The sequence below is a fragment of the Providencia sp. M-27 genome, assembly GCF_011077905.1.
Taxonomy (GTDB): Bacteria; Pseudomonadota; Gammaproteobacteria; order Enterobacterales; family Enterobacteriaceae; genus Providencia; species Providencia huaxiensis.
In genome coordinates this window covers 35682-52672 of the sequence record NZ_JAALBT010000017.1, presented here as the reverse complement: position 1 = coordinate 52672, position 16991 = coordinate 35682, and the positions used below count along the sequence as shown (strand labels likewise).

The window sequence follows — 16991 nt, the reverse complement described above, 5'->3', positions numbered from 1 at the left end:
TGGAGGACCTGAATTCGGTATGACACAGGAAAAATTGCATGTAAGTAGTGTCTGAACATAGCAAGAGGAGTAAACACATAATGAAAGTATAAAGCTGAGGTAATAGCAGACTACTGGTTTGTGTTCAGCAGGACTATTTAGGGTTTTGCACATGAAAGCGACCGCTGTGCGATAGTAAAGTATCGAGTGGCTATCCTTGCTAATTCGATATTTAGCGGTACAAATGTGGAATACAGACGTCAGTTTAAACTCCATAAGAAACCTTTTCCTATGTTTAGATTAAGCTGGCTGCCTGGATAACTGCTCTAGGTGGCTTGCGAATTAAGTTTTGGTGCGACTTACTTTGGGTATGGCTTACTTAGTTAAGATCAATTTACCGGTACGTGTTTGTCTCAATTGATAAAGCTCGCCATTATGTTGAATTGAGACCTTACCGGCAGGGCCCAATAATTGTTGGCTTTCTATCACGTCAGTTTTTACGGTGTGTTTTGCCGTTTCGACGGTATTTTCTGCAACTGGGGCTGTCATATTATTTACCATACTAAGTTTGTTGATAATCGAAATGATATTGAGAATGATTATCTTTAGAATGATTGCTAATATCAAGCAATTTTCACAATCAAACAACAAAAGAGCCACAAAAAACTAAGTTAGTACGAAAAAACAGCATTAATCTAGTGGAACCCCACTGACAAGGCTATAATTGAATTTCTCCATTCATTGCATGGGTGAATAAAATGAAAATATTACTTTTAGGTGCGACAGGCCTTGTGGGCAGCCATGTTTTATCATTGGCTCTGGCAGACTCTCGTGTGACTCAGGTGATAGCGCCAACACGACATGCATTAGTAGAACATGAGAAATTACAAGCACCTATTGTTGATTTTAATCATTTGCCTGACGAGGCTGCATTATGGGAAGTCGATGCTGTGATTTGTGCGCTGGGCTCAACCCTCAAAGCGGCGGGCTCGAAGGCGGCATTTCGCCAAGTAGACTACACCTATCCTTTAACCTGTGCGCAGCTGGCCAAAAAATGGCGTTGCCCAACATTTGTATTGACTTCTGCGTTGGGGTCAAATGCGAAGTCACCATTTTTCTATAGCCGAGTCAAAGGGCAGCTTGAACAAGATTTAATGTCACTGGGTTTTGATTCTTTAACTTTGGTTCGGCCGAATGTGATTGGTGGTGAGCGTGAACATACGCGTTTGGGGGAAGTTGTTGTGATACGAATTATTTCTTTTCTATCATCTGTATTGCCTGCCAGTTGCCAAGTTAGCCCTGCAACACATATTGCGAAGGCATTATTTGAATCCGCAGTGAGCCCCACTAAAGGGGTTCATGTTATTTCATCTAAACAGCTTATATAACACTGGGTAGTTCATTTTTCTTTTGAGTGTTATAGGGAATAGATAAAAATATTCATTTTTTGATGAAGGTAACGTTTTGTAATAAAACTGTAATAAAAATGTAACAATTAGGTGTTTTTACTTATTGTTGCCACTAAATTATTGTCATATTTTTGCCTGCTTGTACTTTTAGCCGGGGTTGAATATGTCAATATTTAAAGAACAACCAGATATACCAGTAACAATGTCGAAATCTGAAATCGACGCTAAATATAAATACTGGCGATTACACTTAATGATTGTCAGTTATATTGGCTATGCCGTTTTTTATTTCACACGCAAAAGCTTCAATTTTGTTATGCCTGAAATGCTAACTGATTTAGGTATTACAAAGGCCGATATAGGGATGGTTGGAACCGCATTTTACCTGACTTATGGGGCATCTAAATTCCTTTCTGGCATCATTGGTGACCGTTCAAATCCACGTTATTTTATGGGGGTTGGCTTGATAGCGACAGGGGTTGTAAACATCCTGTTCGGGCTAACCTCCTCAATCAGTATGTTTATCGTGTTGTGGATGGTAAATGCATTTTTCCAAGGTTGGGGTTGGCCGCCTTGTGCAAAAATACTTAATACATGGTATTCACGTAATGAACGTGGGCTCTGGTGGGCCATTTGGAATACATCACATAATATTGGTGGCGCGATAATTCCAATTCTATCGGGCGGTGTCGCATTAGCCCTTGGTTGGCGCTATGGGATGATCATACCGGGAATTATTGCCATTGTGATTGGTATTGGATTATGTATTTTATTACGTGATAGGCCTCGGACAATGGGCTTGCCGACGGTTGGTGAATGGCGAAATGACCTTGAAGAATTAAAATATGAAGCCAAAGGGGCAGGTTTACCTTTAGGCAAAATATTGAACGAATATATCTTTAAAAATAAAGTGTTATGGGTTCTTGCTATATCATATGCAGTGATTTACATCGTCAGAACAGGGATAAATGACTGGGCAAACCTGTATTTAATTGAAGAGCACGGTTTTAATTTATTGTCGGCCAATGCTGTCGTCATGATGTTTGAAATTGGCGGTTTCTTTGGTGCAATTGTTGCAGGATGGGGCTCCGATTTAATCTTTAAAGGAAACCGTGCGCAAATGAATGTTATTTATGCGCTCGGAATTATTATCACGTCATTCTGTTTATGGATTGTTCCTGTTGATAACGAATATGTATTTTCTTTCTTATTCTTTATGACAGGGTTCTTCATTTTTGGTCCTCAATTCTTGATTGCGATGGCAGCCGCTGAAAACTCGCATAAAAATGCCGCAGGAGCATCAACAGGGTTTGTTAGCTTGTTTGCGTATATAGGGGCATCAATCGCGGGGTATCCATTGTCAATCGTCATTGAAAAATACCAATGGAATGGCTTCTATTCCTTGCTATTAGTCTTATCCATTTTCTTAATTTTAATGTTAATTATTGCAATGATAATGACGAAGAAAAAAGTCAGTGTAGAAGGCTAGTACAGCGTGATTTATGAATGACAGAGCCCACAAATGTGGGCTTTTTACTTTCGAAGGTTACCCCTGAATCTGCGCTAATGAACCGTATAAATCATAAAGCCTCTCATATTCATCTTGTGAATAATAAAAAGTTCTCTTCCAACTAAATGGTTCGACGACTGTCGCGACACACTGAACTTTATAATTTTGTGTAAACGTTTACACTAAGTCGAGATTGATCACAGAATCTTATCCCAACTCGTTGTTATACTCCGTAGCAATGACACGTTGGAAGACAGAATGTAATTTAGGCTGTATTGGGGGAAAAGAGATGCAACAGGTTGAAATACTCGTTACAGGCGGGCTTGGATATATCGGTAGTCATACTTGTGTTCAATTAATAAAGGCTGGGCTATCGCCAGTTATTATTGATAATTTGTGTAATGCAAAGCGAGAAGTGCTTAATCGTATTGAGGCATTAACCGGTGTACGTCCGGTGTTTTATCAATGTGATGTCCGCAACGAGCAACAACTAGCATCTGTTTTTTCTTCTCATCAATTTCATTCAGTTATTCATTTTGCAGGGCTAAAAGCGGTTGGAGAATCAGTAGAAAACCCCCTTAAATACTATGATGTTAATTTTAATGGAACATTGGTATTAATGCGCTGTATGCAAAAAGCGAACGTGAAAAGTTTGATTTTTAGTTCGTCAGCCACGGTATATGGCGAACCCAGTTGTTTACCTATCACTGAAACGTTTCCAACGGGTAATACACAAAGCCCTTACGGCACGAGTAAATACATGGTTGAGCGTTGTTTATCTGATGTATTTCACTCAGACCCGTCATGGTCATTAACATTATTACGCTACTTTAACCCTGTTGGTGCCCATCCATCGGGTTTGATGGGAGAAGACCCGCAAGGGATCCCAAATAACTTAACGCCTTATATTACCCAAGTTGCGGTGGGAAAAAGAGAAAAACTGGTGATTTATGGAAACGATTACCCTACGGTAGATGGAACGGGGGTTCGTGATTACATTCATGTCATGGATTTAGCAGATGGCCATGTTGCCGCCCTGCAAGGGGTTGGAAATCAAGCTGGATTACATTGCTACAATCTAGGCACGGGTAACGGCACCAGTGTTTTGCAAATGTTACATGCATTTGAAAAAGCAGTTGGAAAAGCCATCCCTTATGTGATTGAACCCCGTCGTGCTGGGGATATCGCAGAATACTGGTCCACACCGGAAAAAGCGTACCGCGAACTCGGATGGCAAGCGGAGCGAACCTTAGAGGATATGGCGGCTGACAGCTGGCGTTGGCAATCAAAAAATCCCAATGGTTATGAGGTTTAGGAGATAAATAATATGAATACAATGCCATTTAACCCTTCTGATTGCCCTCATCGTCGCTATAACCCATTAACGGGGCAGTGGGTGTTGGTGTCTCCTCATCGAGCAAAACGGCCGTGGAGTGGTAAAGATGAAAAGCCATCAATAGAGAATTTACCTCAATATGATGAGCATTGCTTCCTTTGCCCTGGTAATACACGGGTTTCTGGGGAAGTGAATCCTAACTACCAAGGGACTTATGTCTTCCAAAATGACCATGGTGCGTTATTAGCACAACCCTGCGCCCAACCTGATAACTCATCTGAGTTATTTCAATCACAATCGGTGAGTGGCGTTAGCCGGGTGATCTGTTTTTCACCTGACCACAGTAAAACACTGCCAGAGCTGTCTGTATCTGAAATTGAAGGCGTTGTCGAAACATGGCAGCAACAAATCGCTGAGTTAAGTGAGCATTATGCTTGGGTTCAGGTTTTTGAAAATAAAGGGGAAATAATGGGGTGCTCTCAACCTCATCCTCATGGACAAATTTGGGCGAGTGATTTTTTACCAAATGAAATTGCACGCAAGGACCATTTTCTTGCGCAATATTACCAACGCCATGGCCGTAATTTATTGATTGATTACATTAAAGCTGAACAACAAGATGGCTCACGGATTGTTGTCGAAACTGAAGAGTGGATTGCACTTGTCCCTTATTGGGCGGCTTGGCCATTTGAAACCATGCTATTACCGAAACGACACATTCGCCGTATGGATGAAATGAGTGAAGCCATTCGCGCAGACCTTGCTGTTGCGCTAAAAAAACTCACAAGCCGTTACGATAATCTATTTCACTGTTCTTTCCCATATTCAATGGGATGGCACTTTGCGCCTTTTATGAATGAAAGCCAAGGCATTGAACATTGGCAATTACATGCCTTGTTTTATCCACCATTATTGCGCTCAGCGACAGTAAAAAAATTCATGGTGGGGTATGAAATGTTAGCGGAAACCCAGCGAGACCTCACACCAGAACAAGCCGCACAACGTTTGCGTGATGTGAGTTACTGCCATTATAAGCAAAGCTAAACCGCTAAATAATTTATCAAATTACAATTAACTTAGCTGTTTGCTGGGTTAAGCAAATTATGCATTAAGGATAATTAAAAATGGAAACGTTAAAGCAAATTGTTGCCACGTCGTTTGAAAAAACCTTTGGCTATCAACCTGAAGTTTATGTTCAAGCCCCAGGGCGCGTGAATATTATCGGTGAACATACGGACTACAATGATGGTTTTGTTTTGCCTTGTGCCATTGAATACCAAACGATGACCGCAGCGTCAAAACGTGATGACCGTATAATCCGAGTCGTTGCAGCTGACTACCATAATGAGTGCGATGAATTCAGTTTGGATAGCGAAATTGCATTTTTGCCTGAAAAAATGTGGGCAAACTATATTCGCGGTGTCGTGAAGTTTTTGTTACAACGCGGGTTTTCATTTAACGGTTGCGATATTGCTGTGAGTGGAAATGTACCACAGGGGGCTGGTTTAAGTTCTTCTGCCTCACTCGAAGTCGTGATTGGGCAAACACTGAAAACATTGTATCAATTAGATATTAGTCAACAAGATATCGCACTTAATGGCCAACAAGCTGAGAACCAATTTGTCGGTTGTAACTGCGGCATTATGGACCAACTTATTTCAGCGTGTGGTGATGAAGGCCATGCTCTATTGATTGATTGCCGCAGTTTGGCACTATTTCCTATTTCCATACCTGATGACTTAGTTGTGATGATAATTAATTCAAATAAACAACGCGGCTTGGTTGGAAGTGAATACAATACGCGTCGCCAACAATGCGAAGAAGCCGCTAATTTGTTTGGGGTGAAAGCGTTACGCGATGTCACTTTTGATGAGTTTTTGCAGAAGCAACATCAATTATCCCCTATCGTTGCCAAGCGAGCTAAACACGTGATCAGTGAAAACGAACGTACTTTGGCGGCAGCAAAAGCATTGACACAGAATGACTTATTGCAGCTAAGCGAGCTAATGGCGCAATCACATATTTCTATGCGTGATGATTTTGAAATTACAGTTCAAGAAATTGATACTTTAGTGGATATCGTTAAGTCCGTTTTAGGTGCTCAAGGTGGGGTGCGAATGACAGGCGGAGGCTTTGGTGGTTGTGTGGTGGCATTAATGCAGCAACAATGTGTGCAGCCTGTGATTGACGCAGTAGAAGCGCAATATCAGAAAGCGACAGGTTTGCAAGCCGATATTTATGTTTGCCAACCAAGTTCAGGCGCGAGTGTGGTGCGTTAAAACTAAACTAATATATTGAAAAAGTTGAGATAAAATGCCGTTTACTCAAGAGAAAGACCCGACATTAGGTACACCCAAAGTCATCGCGTTGACCAATAAAAATGGAATGGAAATTACCCTGACAAGTCTAGGGGCAAGTTGGATGAGTTGCATTTTGCCGCTAGCGAGTGGAAAACGGGATGTCGTTTTAGGCTCACCGAATGTGGATAAACACACAGAGCAGGACGTGTACTTGGGCGCAACAGTAGGGCGTGTGGCTAACCGTATCGCAAATGCACGTTTTTCCATTCACGGTGAAAATTATTCAGTATCAGCCAATCAAGGAGCGCATTGCTTACATGGTGGGAAAGATAATTTTAGTTATCGGATTTGGGCGGTTTCGCAACTGAGTGCTCAACAGGTTATTTTTTCACTCACCTCACCGGATGGTGACCAAGGTTTCCCCGGGGAATTAAAGGTTGAGGTGAGTTATGAATTAACGGATGAAAATCAAGTGATTATCCGTTATAAACACCAAACCACGAAGGCCTGTCCTGTAAACTTAACCAACCACACTTACTTTAATTTGGCGGGGGAAGGTAGCGAAAAAACGGTGTTAGATCACGCTCTTACTATACACGGCGATTATTATTTACCTACAGATAAAGCAGGGATCCCGAGTGGAGATTGGCGTGATGTTACGGGGAGTTATTTTGATTTTCGCCAAAGCAAACTCATTGGTCGTGATTTTCTACAAGATAGTGACCAAGTTGCGGCTGGGGGCTATGACCACACTTTTGTGCTTGATTCAGCCTGTATCGATGGGCGCAAATCAGTGGCATCGTTGAGCGCTCCTGAGGGAGACGTAAAGATGAATATTTTTACAACGATGCCCACCATGCAGCTTTATACAGGGAATTATTTGGTTTCAGTGGCAGGTAAAACCAAATTGTATACGCCTTTTTCCGGTGTGGCATTTGAAACGCAGTTTCCACCCGATGCCGTTAATCACCCCGAATGGGGAGAGCGATACAGCCCAATTTCACTGCCTAATCAAATTTATTGCAGTGAAACCTGTTATCAATTTATTTTCTAAATCTATATATCATTAACACCGCATTTAAGCGGTGTTTTCTTTTTTGCACCATAAACCCATTATTTTAATTTAAATAATTTTAATATGCGTTATGCCATTGTTTTTAATTCTAGCGCATTGTTTAATAAGCCATCCTAATTGTAGAGGTATACGATGGCGACAATCAAAGATGTGGCAAAAGAAGCAGGTGTTTCGGTTGCAACTGTTTCTCGAGTGATTAACCAATCACCGAAGGCGAGTCAAGCTTCTATTGTCTCAGTAAAGAGTGCAATGAATAAGCTGGGTTATCGCCCCAATGCCGCTGCTCGTGCTCTTGTGAACCAAAGTTCAAATACCATTGGGGTGTTAGTTAACGATGTTTCCGACCCTTTTTTTGGCGTTATGGTCAAAGCCGTTGATGGCGTAGCGCATAAAAACGGTAAACATATTCTGATTTGTAATGGTTACCACAATGCCAAGGAAGAGCGCCAATCTATTGAGCTATTGATCAACAACCGCTGTGATGCTTTGGTGATCCACTCGAAAGCCCTTGATGATGCAGAACTGCTGCAATATGCGAAAGAAGTCCCAAGTATGGTACTAATAAACCGCCATATTGATGAAATTGCAACCCGTTGTATTTCATTAAATAACTACAAGGGCGCCTATTTAGCAACAGAACATCTCATTCGACATGGACATACTAAAATTGCGTACATTTCTTCAAATCACCAAATTGAGGATGCCGTGCAGCGTTTACAGGGTTATCGAGATGCGTTAAAAAATAATGGTATTCAACTGTCTGATAGTTATATTGAATATGGTACGCCTTATGGAGAAGGCGGGGAGCAAGCGATGACTAACTTGCTGATAAAATCACTCGAAATCACAGCGGTCGTGGGTTACAACGACTTTATGGCTGCGGGAGCCATCGCGGTATTAGATGAAAATGAAATTCACTCACCAGAACAGGTCTCAGTCATTGGTTTTGATGATGTGTTGATTGCCCGCTATATCCATCCACGCTTGACAACTATTCGTTATCCTATCCAAATGATGGCAGAAAAAGCCACTCAACTAGCGCTCTCTTTAGCAAGAGGGGAAAAAACGACAGGTGAAAGTTTGATTTATTCTCCGACATTGGTTCAACGTAATTCAGTTAGGCCTTTGCACGCCTAATTATTTTATAGTCCATAGAATGACGAAAAAATGTAAACGTTTTCATTTGTATTTGATGAACTTCACGAATTTATTATAAAACAGGTTTGTTCTCGCCACTTTCTCTCTACTTCTCGGTGATTTTTTGTATTGATTCCGGCTATTTAGCTTACTAAGTTAATATTTTAGATGATATTGTGAAAATATGTGATTCATTTAACGGTGATATTTTGTGGTAACGTTTACACTTGCTTTGTTATCACTTGGCGAAGGAATTTGACTATGCAAACTGAAGGGGTTGGGTTAAGCACATTAGATTACGGAATATTCATTCTGTATGTGCTTGTCATTATTAGTGTTGGTCTTTGGGTTTCTCGAGATAAAAAAGGGCAAAAGAAAGGTACAAAAGACTATTTTCTAGCAGGAAAAACATTACCTTGGTGGGCAATTGGTTCTTCATTGATTGCGGCAAATATCTCAGCAGAGCAGTTTATTGGTATGTCGGGCTCTGGCTTTTCAATAGGTTTGGCTATCGCGTCCTATGAATGGATGGCAGCACTAACACTGATTATTGTCGCAAAATACTTTATGCCAGTGTTTATTGATAAAGGCATTTTTACTATTCCAGAGTTTGTTGAAAAACGTTTCAATAAAACGTTAAAAACGATCTTAGCCGTGTTCTGGCTGGCATTATTTATCTTTGTTAACTTAACTTCGGTTCTTTATTTAGGGTCGTTAGCACTACAAACAATCCTAGGTATCCCAATGCATTATGCTATTTTCGGCTTAGCATTATTTGCAGTGATTTACTCTCTTTATGGCGGGCTGTCTGCGGTTGCGTGGACGGATGTTGTACAAGTTTTCTTCTTAATTTTAGGCGGCTTTTTAACCACAATAATGGCGGTAAGCTATATTGGCGGTGATGCGGGGTTATTCGCAGGTATGAGCCGTATGGCAAGTGAAGCACCCGCGCATTTTGAAATGATTTTAAGCCAAGACAACCCACAGTTTAGTAATTTACCCGGTATTGCAGTGTTAATTGGTGGTTTATGGGTTGCCAATTTATATTACTGGGGCTTTAACCAATATATTATTCAACGCGCATTAGCCGCTAAGTCTATTAATGAAGCGCAAAAAGGCTTGGTTTTTGCCGCATTTCTTAAACTCATTGTCCCAATCCTTGTTGTCGTACCGGGTATTGCGGCATTTGTGATTGTTTCTGACCCTGCATTACTGGCGGGATTAGGAACGATGGCACAAGAACATATACCAACACTGGCTCAAGCGGACAAAGCTTACCCATGGTTAACTCAGTTCTTACCAGTAGGCGCTAAAGGGGTCGTGTTTGCGGCATTAGCTGCGGCTATCGTCTCTTCTTTAGCTTCCATGTTGAACTCAGTGGCAACTATTTTCACCATGGATATCTACAAAGAATACATTGCTCCATCAACCGCGGATCATAAATTAGTGAATGTCGGGCGGATTAGTGCAGTCGTTGCGTTAATCGTTGCATGCTTTATCGCCCCATTACTGGGTAACATTGGACAAGCTTTCCAATATATTCAGGAATATACGGGGTTAGTTAGCCCAGGTATCTTAGCCGTATTCTTATTAGGTTTGTTTTGGAAGAAAACCAATGCGAAAGGGGCGATCATCGGTGTGCTGCTCTCAATTCCGTTTGCATTATTCTTAAAACTGATGCCGTTAGGTATGCCATTCCTAGACCAAATGATGTACACCTTCTTCTTTACTGCGGTTGTGATTGGCTTAATTAGCCTGACAACGGCAAAAGAAGATGACTGTGAGGGGGCAATTATCCTAACGTCCGAAACGTTTAAAACGTCGAAAGGTTTCAATATTGCGTCATACGCAATTATGGTTATCTTGTGTGTTCTATATGCACTGTTCTGGTAACGAAATACATCGAACAAGCTGATAAGTAAAATGATAGCATAAGGCGGGAAAGGTAATTCCCGCCTTATTTTTTTGCGTTTGTTAAGCGCAATAATGGCTTATCATAAACACTGAAATCAGACTAGCTATCTATTGCCCCGAACCCCACGAGAAAAAGCTATCTCACCTATAATTCAATTTTATCTATAAGAAAGCTTTCAGAGCAGTAAAAAGATTGCGATTAACGTTTAAATGACAACGTTGCTACCGCCACACTTTCATCACATTGCTCACTATTTTCAAATGGTTGCTTATACTTAGTTAACAACATCCATTCACCGGCAGGTAAATGTTTAACGGAAATAATGCCATTATTATTACTCGTCACTGAATACTCCGCTGTATGTGGTGGGTGCTTTGATTCGTTATTAGCGGTATGACTATGGTTATGACTATTTTTAATATACTCAGCAGAATCTATTTCAACTTGACTATAACTAAGTGGCTTACCACGGTAAAAAACCTGAAATAAATCTACCTGCTCATTTTTAGAAAAAATATTATTAATTGGAACTATTTCTAATTCTTGTCCTATTGGTTTAAAGATATAACTATCTAATTTGATATTACCGTCACTCACTATCGTTTTAGCGAATTTAACGCTAAACTGGCAATAGCTCGCTTGTTCTGCTTGTTGCTTATTTAATGGCCGCCACCCCTTCTTAGTTCTAGACCAAAACATCGGTTTCATATTTGTTGATATAATGAAATTATCGGCATTCTTTAGATTTTGCTTATATTCATAAACATAATCTGCTCCTGTACTTTCTAATGGTTCACTTCCTTGTTCTGTCGTTATTTGCGGTAATACAAAGTAATCCTGTCGATTAGGTAAACGTCCTTTCGACGGGAAATCATGGCCATAGCCAATCTCAGCAATAATACGGTCGCTTATTGGCTTAGCTGTGAGCCAAACATCATGAGCGGACGCTATAGATGTCATCAACAATGTGGATAAACTAATCGTAATTAATTGGTTTTTCATTTCAGTATTCCTATTTACCATTGGTAACTAACAAAAACATTAACAGAGCGGCCCGCAATAGGAGCACCTTGAATTGAATTCGCTTGCTTATTTAATGCATTATCTAAAACTAACGCAGCTGTTACGCCTTTTAGATTTTCGAGAGGTTGATAATCCACAGAAAATGTATTTAAAACATAGCCTGCTTGAGTGTCTGTGCCTGTTTTCACATGGCGAGCTGGGGCGACAAAAGTGCCTCGCCAACCGACGGATACTCCACTGAGTGATGTGGGTATTTCTAGAGAAGTGACCACCGTATCAGGACTTAAATTTCCTAACCATTCACGATTATTTGCATCAATTCCTTCAGTATGGTTATAGGATAGGCCTAATTTGAAATCACGATGTTCATAACTTGATTGGATATCCCATCCCCAAATTTTTGCTAACGCGACATTATTTGCATAGGTAATTCCCTTTTTTCTATCGACATGCGTTGCTATATAATTTTTCGCATGGGTATTAAAGTAGCTGCCTTTCAGTTCGATGTTATCTCCATCAGAGAAAATAGAATCAAATGTCAGGCCTACCCCAATCTCTTGTGAATTATTAGTTTCAGGCTTTAAGTTTGGATTTGGTACCCAATAATTAGGTTTCCCTCGTGAATAAAAATGTAATCCATCACGATACATTTCTTCCATTGTGGGCGCCCGAAAGGCTGAGGATGCGGAACCAAATAGCATCAGCCAATCGGTTGGATTTAATACAATTGCGGCTTTTGGCGAGTAGTTGCTAGCAGTTAAATCACCATATTTTGAATTGCTACTTTGATAATGGTCATAACGAGTACCAATGATAAAAGTCATTGGTAAATCACGTAATGTAATCTCATCTTGGATTAGCCCTGAGTAAAAATTGATTTTCCCATCAGGGTAGACGGTTTCAGCACCTGAAGGTTGGTGCTTTTGATGATAAAATTCGCCACCTACAATAATTTGTTGACCAAATAATGGCGATTGGATCACACTCGTATTCGTTATTTTTGTTCCATAACTTGTGCTATTGCGGTGTTTACTTTTTTGTCCCGCAGGTGTTGAATGAACATCCACTTCAGAAGAATAAAGCCGTGTATTCAAATCAATTAAGCCTGAATAAGTAGGGTTAAAATGATAATTCATTTGTATATCACGCTGAGTAATATTGCGGTGATAGTATTCTGAATTATCAACACTAGGACTAGTGACTGTTGGGTTTCCGGGTTCTTTTGATTTACTACTATAGTGTTTGATGCTGCCGCTTATACTTTGGTTTTCGTCAATCGCATATTCACCTTTGGCAAACAAACTATTATTTCCCTCATCATTTGGTGCTGAGTATCCATCTCCTTGATAAATATTACCTCGCTGGCGTTGACTCAGCGAAAGCAAACCATCAAATTGTGCTGTTCGCCCATATGCCATCACACCTGTCCCATAGCTATGGTCCCCTGTTGCCCCTGCGGTAAATACGCGAAAGCCATATTTTTCGTTACCATTCAGAAAATCTTTTGCATTTACAGTACGATAATCAATGACTCCCCCAAGTCCACCGCTACCATACAAACTTGACATAGGTCCCCTGACAACCTCAACTTTTTGGATTAAAAATGGGTCGACAAATGTCGCACTTCCCTTATCCATTCCAGTGTCCTGTTTCACGCCATCAACCAGAACTAAAACCCCATTTTTGTTATAACCCCGTAAGTTAAATGTTTGCCCATTAGTACGACCTACGCCAACTTCACTGAGCCCCGCGATCCCTTTTAACAGTCCCCCTGCAGTCATTGAGGTATAAGTTAATGCCGTATTGTTGTGTACTACATTAACGATGGAAGGTGCTTCAAATTGTTCCGTTTCTATACCTGTTGCTGTGACAGTAATTGTTGAGTCTTTTGCAGTAGAAACGGCAAAACTCGAATTATGGTTCCCTAGAAATAAAATAAAAAAAGTTGCTAATGCTGTTGTTCTCATTAATAAACCCAATATAGATCCGATACGTGAAAGTTATGTTATAACATAACAATATAACTTCAAGTTTTTCTCTCTAATTATTTTGAAATTATTATTTTGGATTTTGCTGCCGATACCACGCTAATTCTCTAATTTTGTTGTGTATCAGCTAATTATGGGTAAGATCACATTGGACATTAAAGCGAATGTTTCAAAAAGAATTTCAGCGGTAGCCGCCCAAACCCACCTGATTTTATGAGATAATCTTCTTCATACCTATTTTGTATACATTATCGGCAGCTGGCGTAAAAACAATCAACACTAACTCAGTGCTCTCCGATAATAACTGATAAGAAAAGAGAATCTATCGACATGGCAAAATCACCCGCGAAAAAACCAACCAAAGGCTTTGAAGAAACCCTTTGGGATACCGCTAATCAACTGCGTGGTAGCGTTGAATCCTCTGAGTATAAGCATGTGGTACTCAGTTTGGTGTTCCTGAAATTTATTAGTGACAAATTCGAAGCCAAACGTAGCGAATTAATCAAAAATGGTCAGGAAGCCTTTGTTGATATGGATGTTTTCTATCAACAAGATAACGTTTTCTTTTTGCCGCAACAGTCCCGCTGGTCTTATGTGCAAGAGCGTGCGAAACAAGATGATATCGCGGTGATTATTGATACTGCGTTATCCACCATTGAAAAAAGCAACGCATCACTGACAGGCGCATTGCCGGATAACTATTTTTCTCGTCAAGGGCTTGAACCGAAAAGGCTCGCCTCACTTATCGACAGCATTGAAAACATCGATACCCTTGCCACGGAGTGTGGGGTAGGGGAAGAAGATCTCGTCGGCCGTGTTTATGAGTATTTTTTAGGGCGCTTTGCTGCGAGCGAAGGTAAAGGCGGGGGCGAGTTCTATACCCCAAAATCGGTAGTAACCCTACTTGCTGAAATGTTAGAGCCTTACCAAGGCAAAGTGTATGACCCGTGCTGCGGCTCAGGCGGTATGTTTGTGCAGTCGTTGAAATTTGTGGAAAGCCACCAAGGGAAAAGCAAAGATATTGCGATTTATGGGCAGGAGCTGACCAGCACCACCTATAAACTGGCGAAAATGAACTTGGCGGTGAGGGGGCTGACGGGCAATTTAGGGGAACGCCCAGCGGATACCTTTTTCGCAGACCAACACCCTGACTTAAAAGCCGACTTTATTATGGCGAACCCGCCGTTTAACTTAAAAGATTGGCGTAATGAAGCCGAGCTGACCAACGACCCACGTTTTGCGGGGTTCCGTACCCCACCGACGGGAAACGCTAACTATGCGTGGATTTTGCATATGTTATCTAAGCTCAGTGAAGATGGGGTTGCGGGCTTTGTGTTAGCCAATGGTTCGATGAGCTCGAATACCAGTGGTGAGGGCGAAATTCGCCAAAAACTCATCGAAGATGACCGTATTGAGTGCATGATAGCTTTGCCCGGTCAGCTCTTTTTTACCACGCAAATCCCCGTTTGTTTGTGGTTTATCAGTAAAAGTAAACACGCGAGCGCCAAATATGGTTATCGTGACCGCCAAGGGGAAACCTTGTTTATCGATGCCCGTAACCTCGGCACCATGATCAGCCGTACCCAAAAAGAACTTACAGGTGAGGATATCGCCACTATCGCTGATACTTTCCATGCATGGCGCAGTAGCGAAAGTGAACTGAAACGTCGTGTTGCAGCCAATGAAATCAGTATTGAGCAGTATCAAGACCAAGCCGGTTTTTGCAAAGTTGCCTCCTTTGACGATATCAAGGCCAATGATTTTGTACTCACACCGGGGCGCTATGTCGGTGCTGCGGAAGTTGAAGATGACGGTGTGTCGTTTGAAACCAAGATGCAGGAACTAACCCAAACTCTTTATCGCCAGATGGATGAAGCGGCAGAGCTTGACAAAGCTATCCGTAAAAATATGGAGGCGCTGGGGTATGGGGAGTAAATTTGAAACGAGGTTACTTGGTGAACTTTGTCATGAGATAACGGTTGGTTTTGTTGGTACGATGACGAATGAATATATCGAAAGTGGTATTCCATTTTTACGTTCAAAAAATATTGATGAATATGATGTAAAATGGGATGACATGAAGTATGTATCATCTGAGTTTCATAAAAAACTTTCTAAGTCTGCTCTTAAACCGGGCGATGTTGCAATTGTGAGAACGGGGAAACCAGGAACTACATGCGTTATACCAAATGACCTTCGTGAAGCTAATTGCTCAGATATAGTAATTGCTCGGGTTAATAACGAGCTACTATGCCCACATTATTTATCGTATTTCATGAATGCAATGGCCCATGGGCAAGTAAATGCTCATATTGTAGGGGCTGTGCAGCAACACTTTAACGTCAGTTCAGCTAAAAAACTGGAAATACCGCTACCCTCTAGAGATAAGCAAGCTCAGATTATTCATGTACTTAAGACTCTGGATGATAAATTAAAGCTCAATAGTCAAATCAATCAAACTCTCGAGCAAATGGCGCAAACGCTATTTAAATCCTGGTTTGTAGATTTTGATCCTGTTATCGATAACGCACTAGATGCCGGTTTTTTTGAGCAGGATTTAGCCTTTTCAGAAGAATTACTGCGTCGGGTTGAATTGCGTAAAGCTGCACGTGAAAGTGATGATCTTAAGCCGTTACCAGAGGATATTCGTCAGTTATTTCCTGATGCTTTTGAAGAATGTACAGAGTCTGCGTTTGGACTTGGGGGATGGGTGCCAAAGAGTTGGTACTATTCTTCAATTTATGAAAGTATGGATATCATTTTTGGTGCTCCATTTAAGTCAAATCTTTTTAATGATTTAGGTGAAGGAAAACCAATTATTCGTATTCGAGATTTAAAAACAGGCACGCCACAAGTATTTAGTGTAGAACTGCATCCAAAGAAAACACAAATAATAGCTGGGGATATCATTGTTGGAATGGATGCAGAGTTTAGAGCGACTATTTGGTCTGGGGATGATGCTTATTTAAATCAACGATTATTTCTTGCAAAACCCAAAGGTACTAACATCAGTAATCTTTTTGTTAAATATTCTCTTTCTCCTCTTTTAGCTATAGAAGAAATGGCTCAGGTTGGAACAACAGTTGCTCATTTAGGAAAAAAAGATATAGATAAATTCAATATTATTTTACCTAATTCAAGTGTATTAGAAGCTTATAAAAAACAGAGTGATGATTTTTTAAGAAAAATAGTTGTCGGAATGAGAGAGAACAACACGTTAACAAAACTCCGTGACACGCTCCTCCCTAAACTGATCTCCGGCGAGCTGTCTTTAGACGATATCAAAATAGACATTCCAGAAGAAACACTTATCTAATTT

13 protein-coding genes are annotated in these 16991 nt (G+C 40.8%); 10 read left to right on the top strand and 3 right to left on the bottom strand.

The genetic code is table 11. The features are described 5' to 3' along the window. Positions 1-354: 354 nt before the first annotated feature. Entirely contained in the window at positions 355-528 is a 174-nt protein-coding gene (hemP, locus tag G6Q48_RS22300) for a hemin uptake protein HemP (protein ID WP_229597470.1), read from the bottom strand. Positions 529-737: 209 nt separating this feature from the next. Between hemP and G6Q48_RS18490 the strand changes: the two genes are divergently transcribed. The 8 genes from G6Q48_RS18490 to G6Q48_RS18455 all read left to right on the top strand — a co-directional run bounded on the left by G6Q48_RS18490 (position 738) and on the right by G6Q48_RS18455 (position 10639). Further along, on the top strand, positions 738-1367 hold the full coding sequence (locus G6Q48_RS18490; RefSeq protein ID WP_166267930.1) for an NAD(P)H-binding protein: 630 nt from the start codon (positions 738-740) through the stop codon (positions 1365-1367). Positions 1368-1551: 184 nt separating this feature from the next. Further along, a complete protein-coding gene (gene uhpC / locus G6Q48_RS18485; RefSeq protein WP_166267928.1) occupies positions 1552-2877 on the top strand; it encodes an MFS transporter family glucose-6-phosphate receptor UhpC in 1326 nt (441 codons plus the stop codon). Between the two features lie 310 nt (positions 2878-3187). Continuing rightward, a complete protein-coding gene (gene galE, locus G6Q48_RS18480; RefSeq protein ID WP_166267926.1) occupies positions 3188-4213 on the top strand; it encodes a UDP-glucose 4-epimerase GalE in 1026 nt (341 codons plus the stop codon). Between the two features lie 12 nt (positions 4214-4225). Next, positions 4226-5278, top strand: coding sequence for a UDP-glucose--hexose-1-phosphate uridylyltransferase (locus G6Q48_RS18475; RefSeq protein ID WP_166267924.1), 1053 nt, complete (start codon positions 4226-4228; stop codon positions 5276-5278). Between the two features lie 80 nt (positions 5279-5358). Beyond that, positions 5359-6513, top strand: coding sequence for a galactokinase (gene galK, locus G6Q48_RS18470; protein ID WP_166267922.1), 1155 nt, complete (start codon positions 5359-5361; stop codon positions 6511-6513). Between the two features lie 34 nt (positions 6514-6547). Further along, complete coding sequence (galM, locus tag G6Q48_RS18465) at positions 6548-7588, top strand: galactose-1-epimerase (RefSeq protein WP_166267920.1); 1041 nt, start codon at positions 6548-6550, stop codon at positions 7586-7588. A gap of 153 nt (positions 7589-7741) precedes the next feature. Then, complete coding sequence (locus G6Q48_RS18460; protein WP_166267918.1) at positions 7742-8746, top strand: substrate-binding domain-containing protein; 1005 nt, start codon at positions 7742-7744, stop codon at positions 8744-8746. A 261-nt stretch (positions 8747-9007) separates the two neighbouring features. After that, the gene (locus tag G6Q48_RS18455; protein WP_166267916.1) at positions 9008-10639 is read left to right on the top strand and encodes a sodium/sugar symporter; all 1632 of its coding nucleotides are present in this window, start codon (positions 9008-9010) and stop codon (positions 10637-10639) included. Between the two features lie 220 nt (positions 10640-10859). Here the strand turns inward: G6Q48_RS18455 and G6Q48_RS18450 are convergent, their stop codons facing one another. Both G6Q48_RS18450 and G6Q48_RS18445 read right to left on the bottom strand, forming a co-directional pair. Further along, on the bottom strand, positions 10860-11663 hold the full coding sequence (locus G6Q48_RS18450) for a DUF4198 domain-containing protein (RefSeq protein ID WP_166267914.1): 804 nt from the start codon (positions 11661-11663) through the stop codon (positions 10860-10862). 14 nt (positions 11664-11677) lie between these two features. Beyond that, positions 11678-13651, bottom strand: coding sequence for a TonB-dependent receptor domain-containing protein (locus tag G6Q48_RS18445; protein ID WP_166267912.1), 1974 nt, complete (start codon positions 13649-13651; stop codon positions 11678-11680). Positions 13652-14002: 351 nt separating this feature from the next. Between G6Q48_RS18445 and G6Q48_RS18440 the strand changes: the two genes are divergently transcribed. Then, complete coding sequence (locus G6Q48_RS18440) at positions 14003-15607, top strand: class I SAM-dependent DNA methyltransferase (protein WP_166267910.1); 1605 nt, start codon at positions 14003-14005, stop codon at positions 15605-15607. After that, on the top strand, positions 15597-16988 hold the full coding sequence (locus G6Q48_RS18435; protein ID WP_166267908.1) for a restriction endonuclease subunit S: 1392 nt from the start codon (positions 15597-15599) through the stop codon (positions 16986-16988). Before G6Q48_RS18440 ends, G6Q48_RS18435 begins: the two co-directional genes overlap by 11 nt. The last annotated feature ends 3 nt before the right edge of the window (positions 16989-16991 follow it).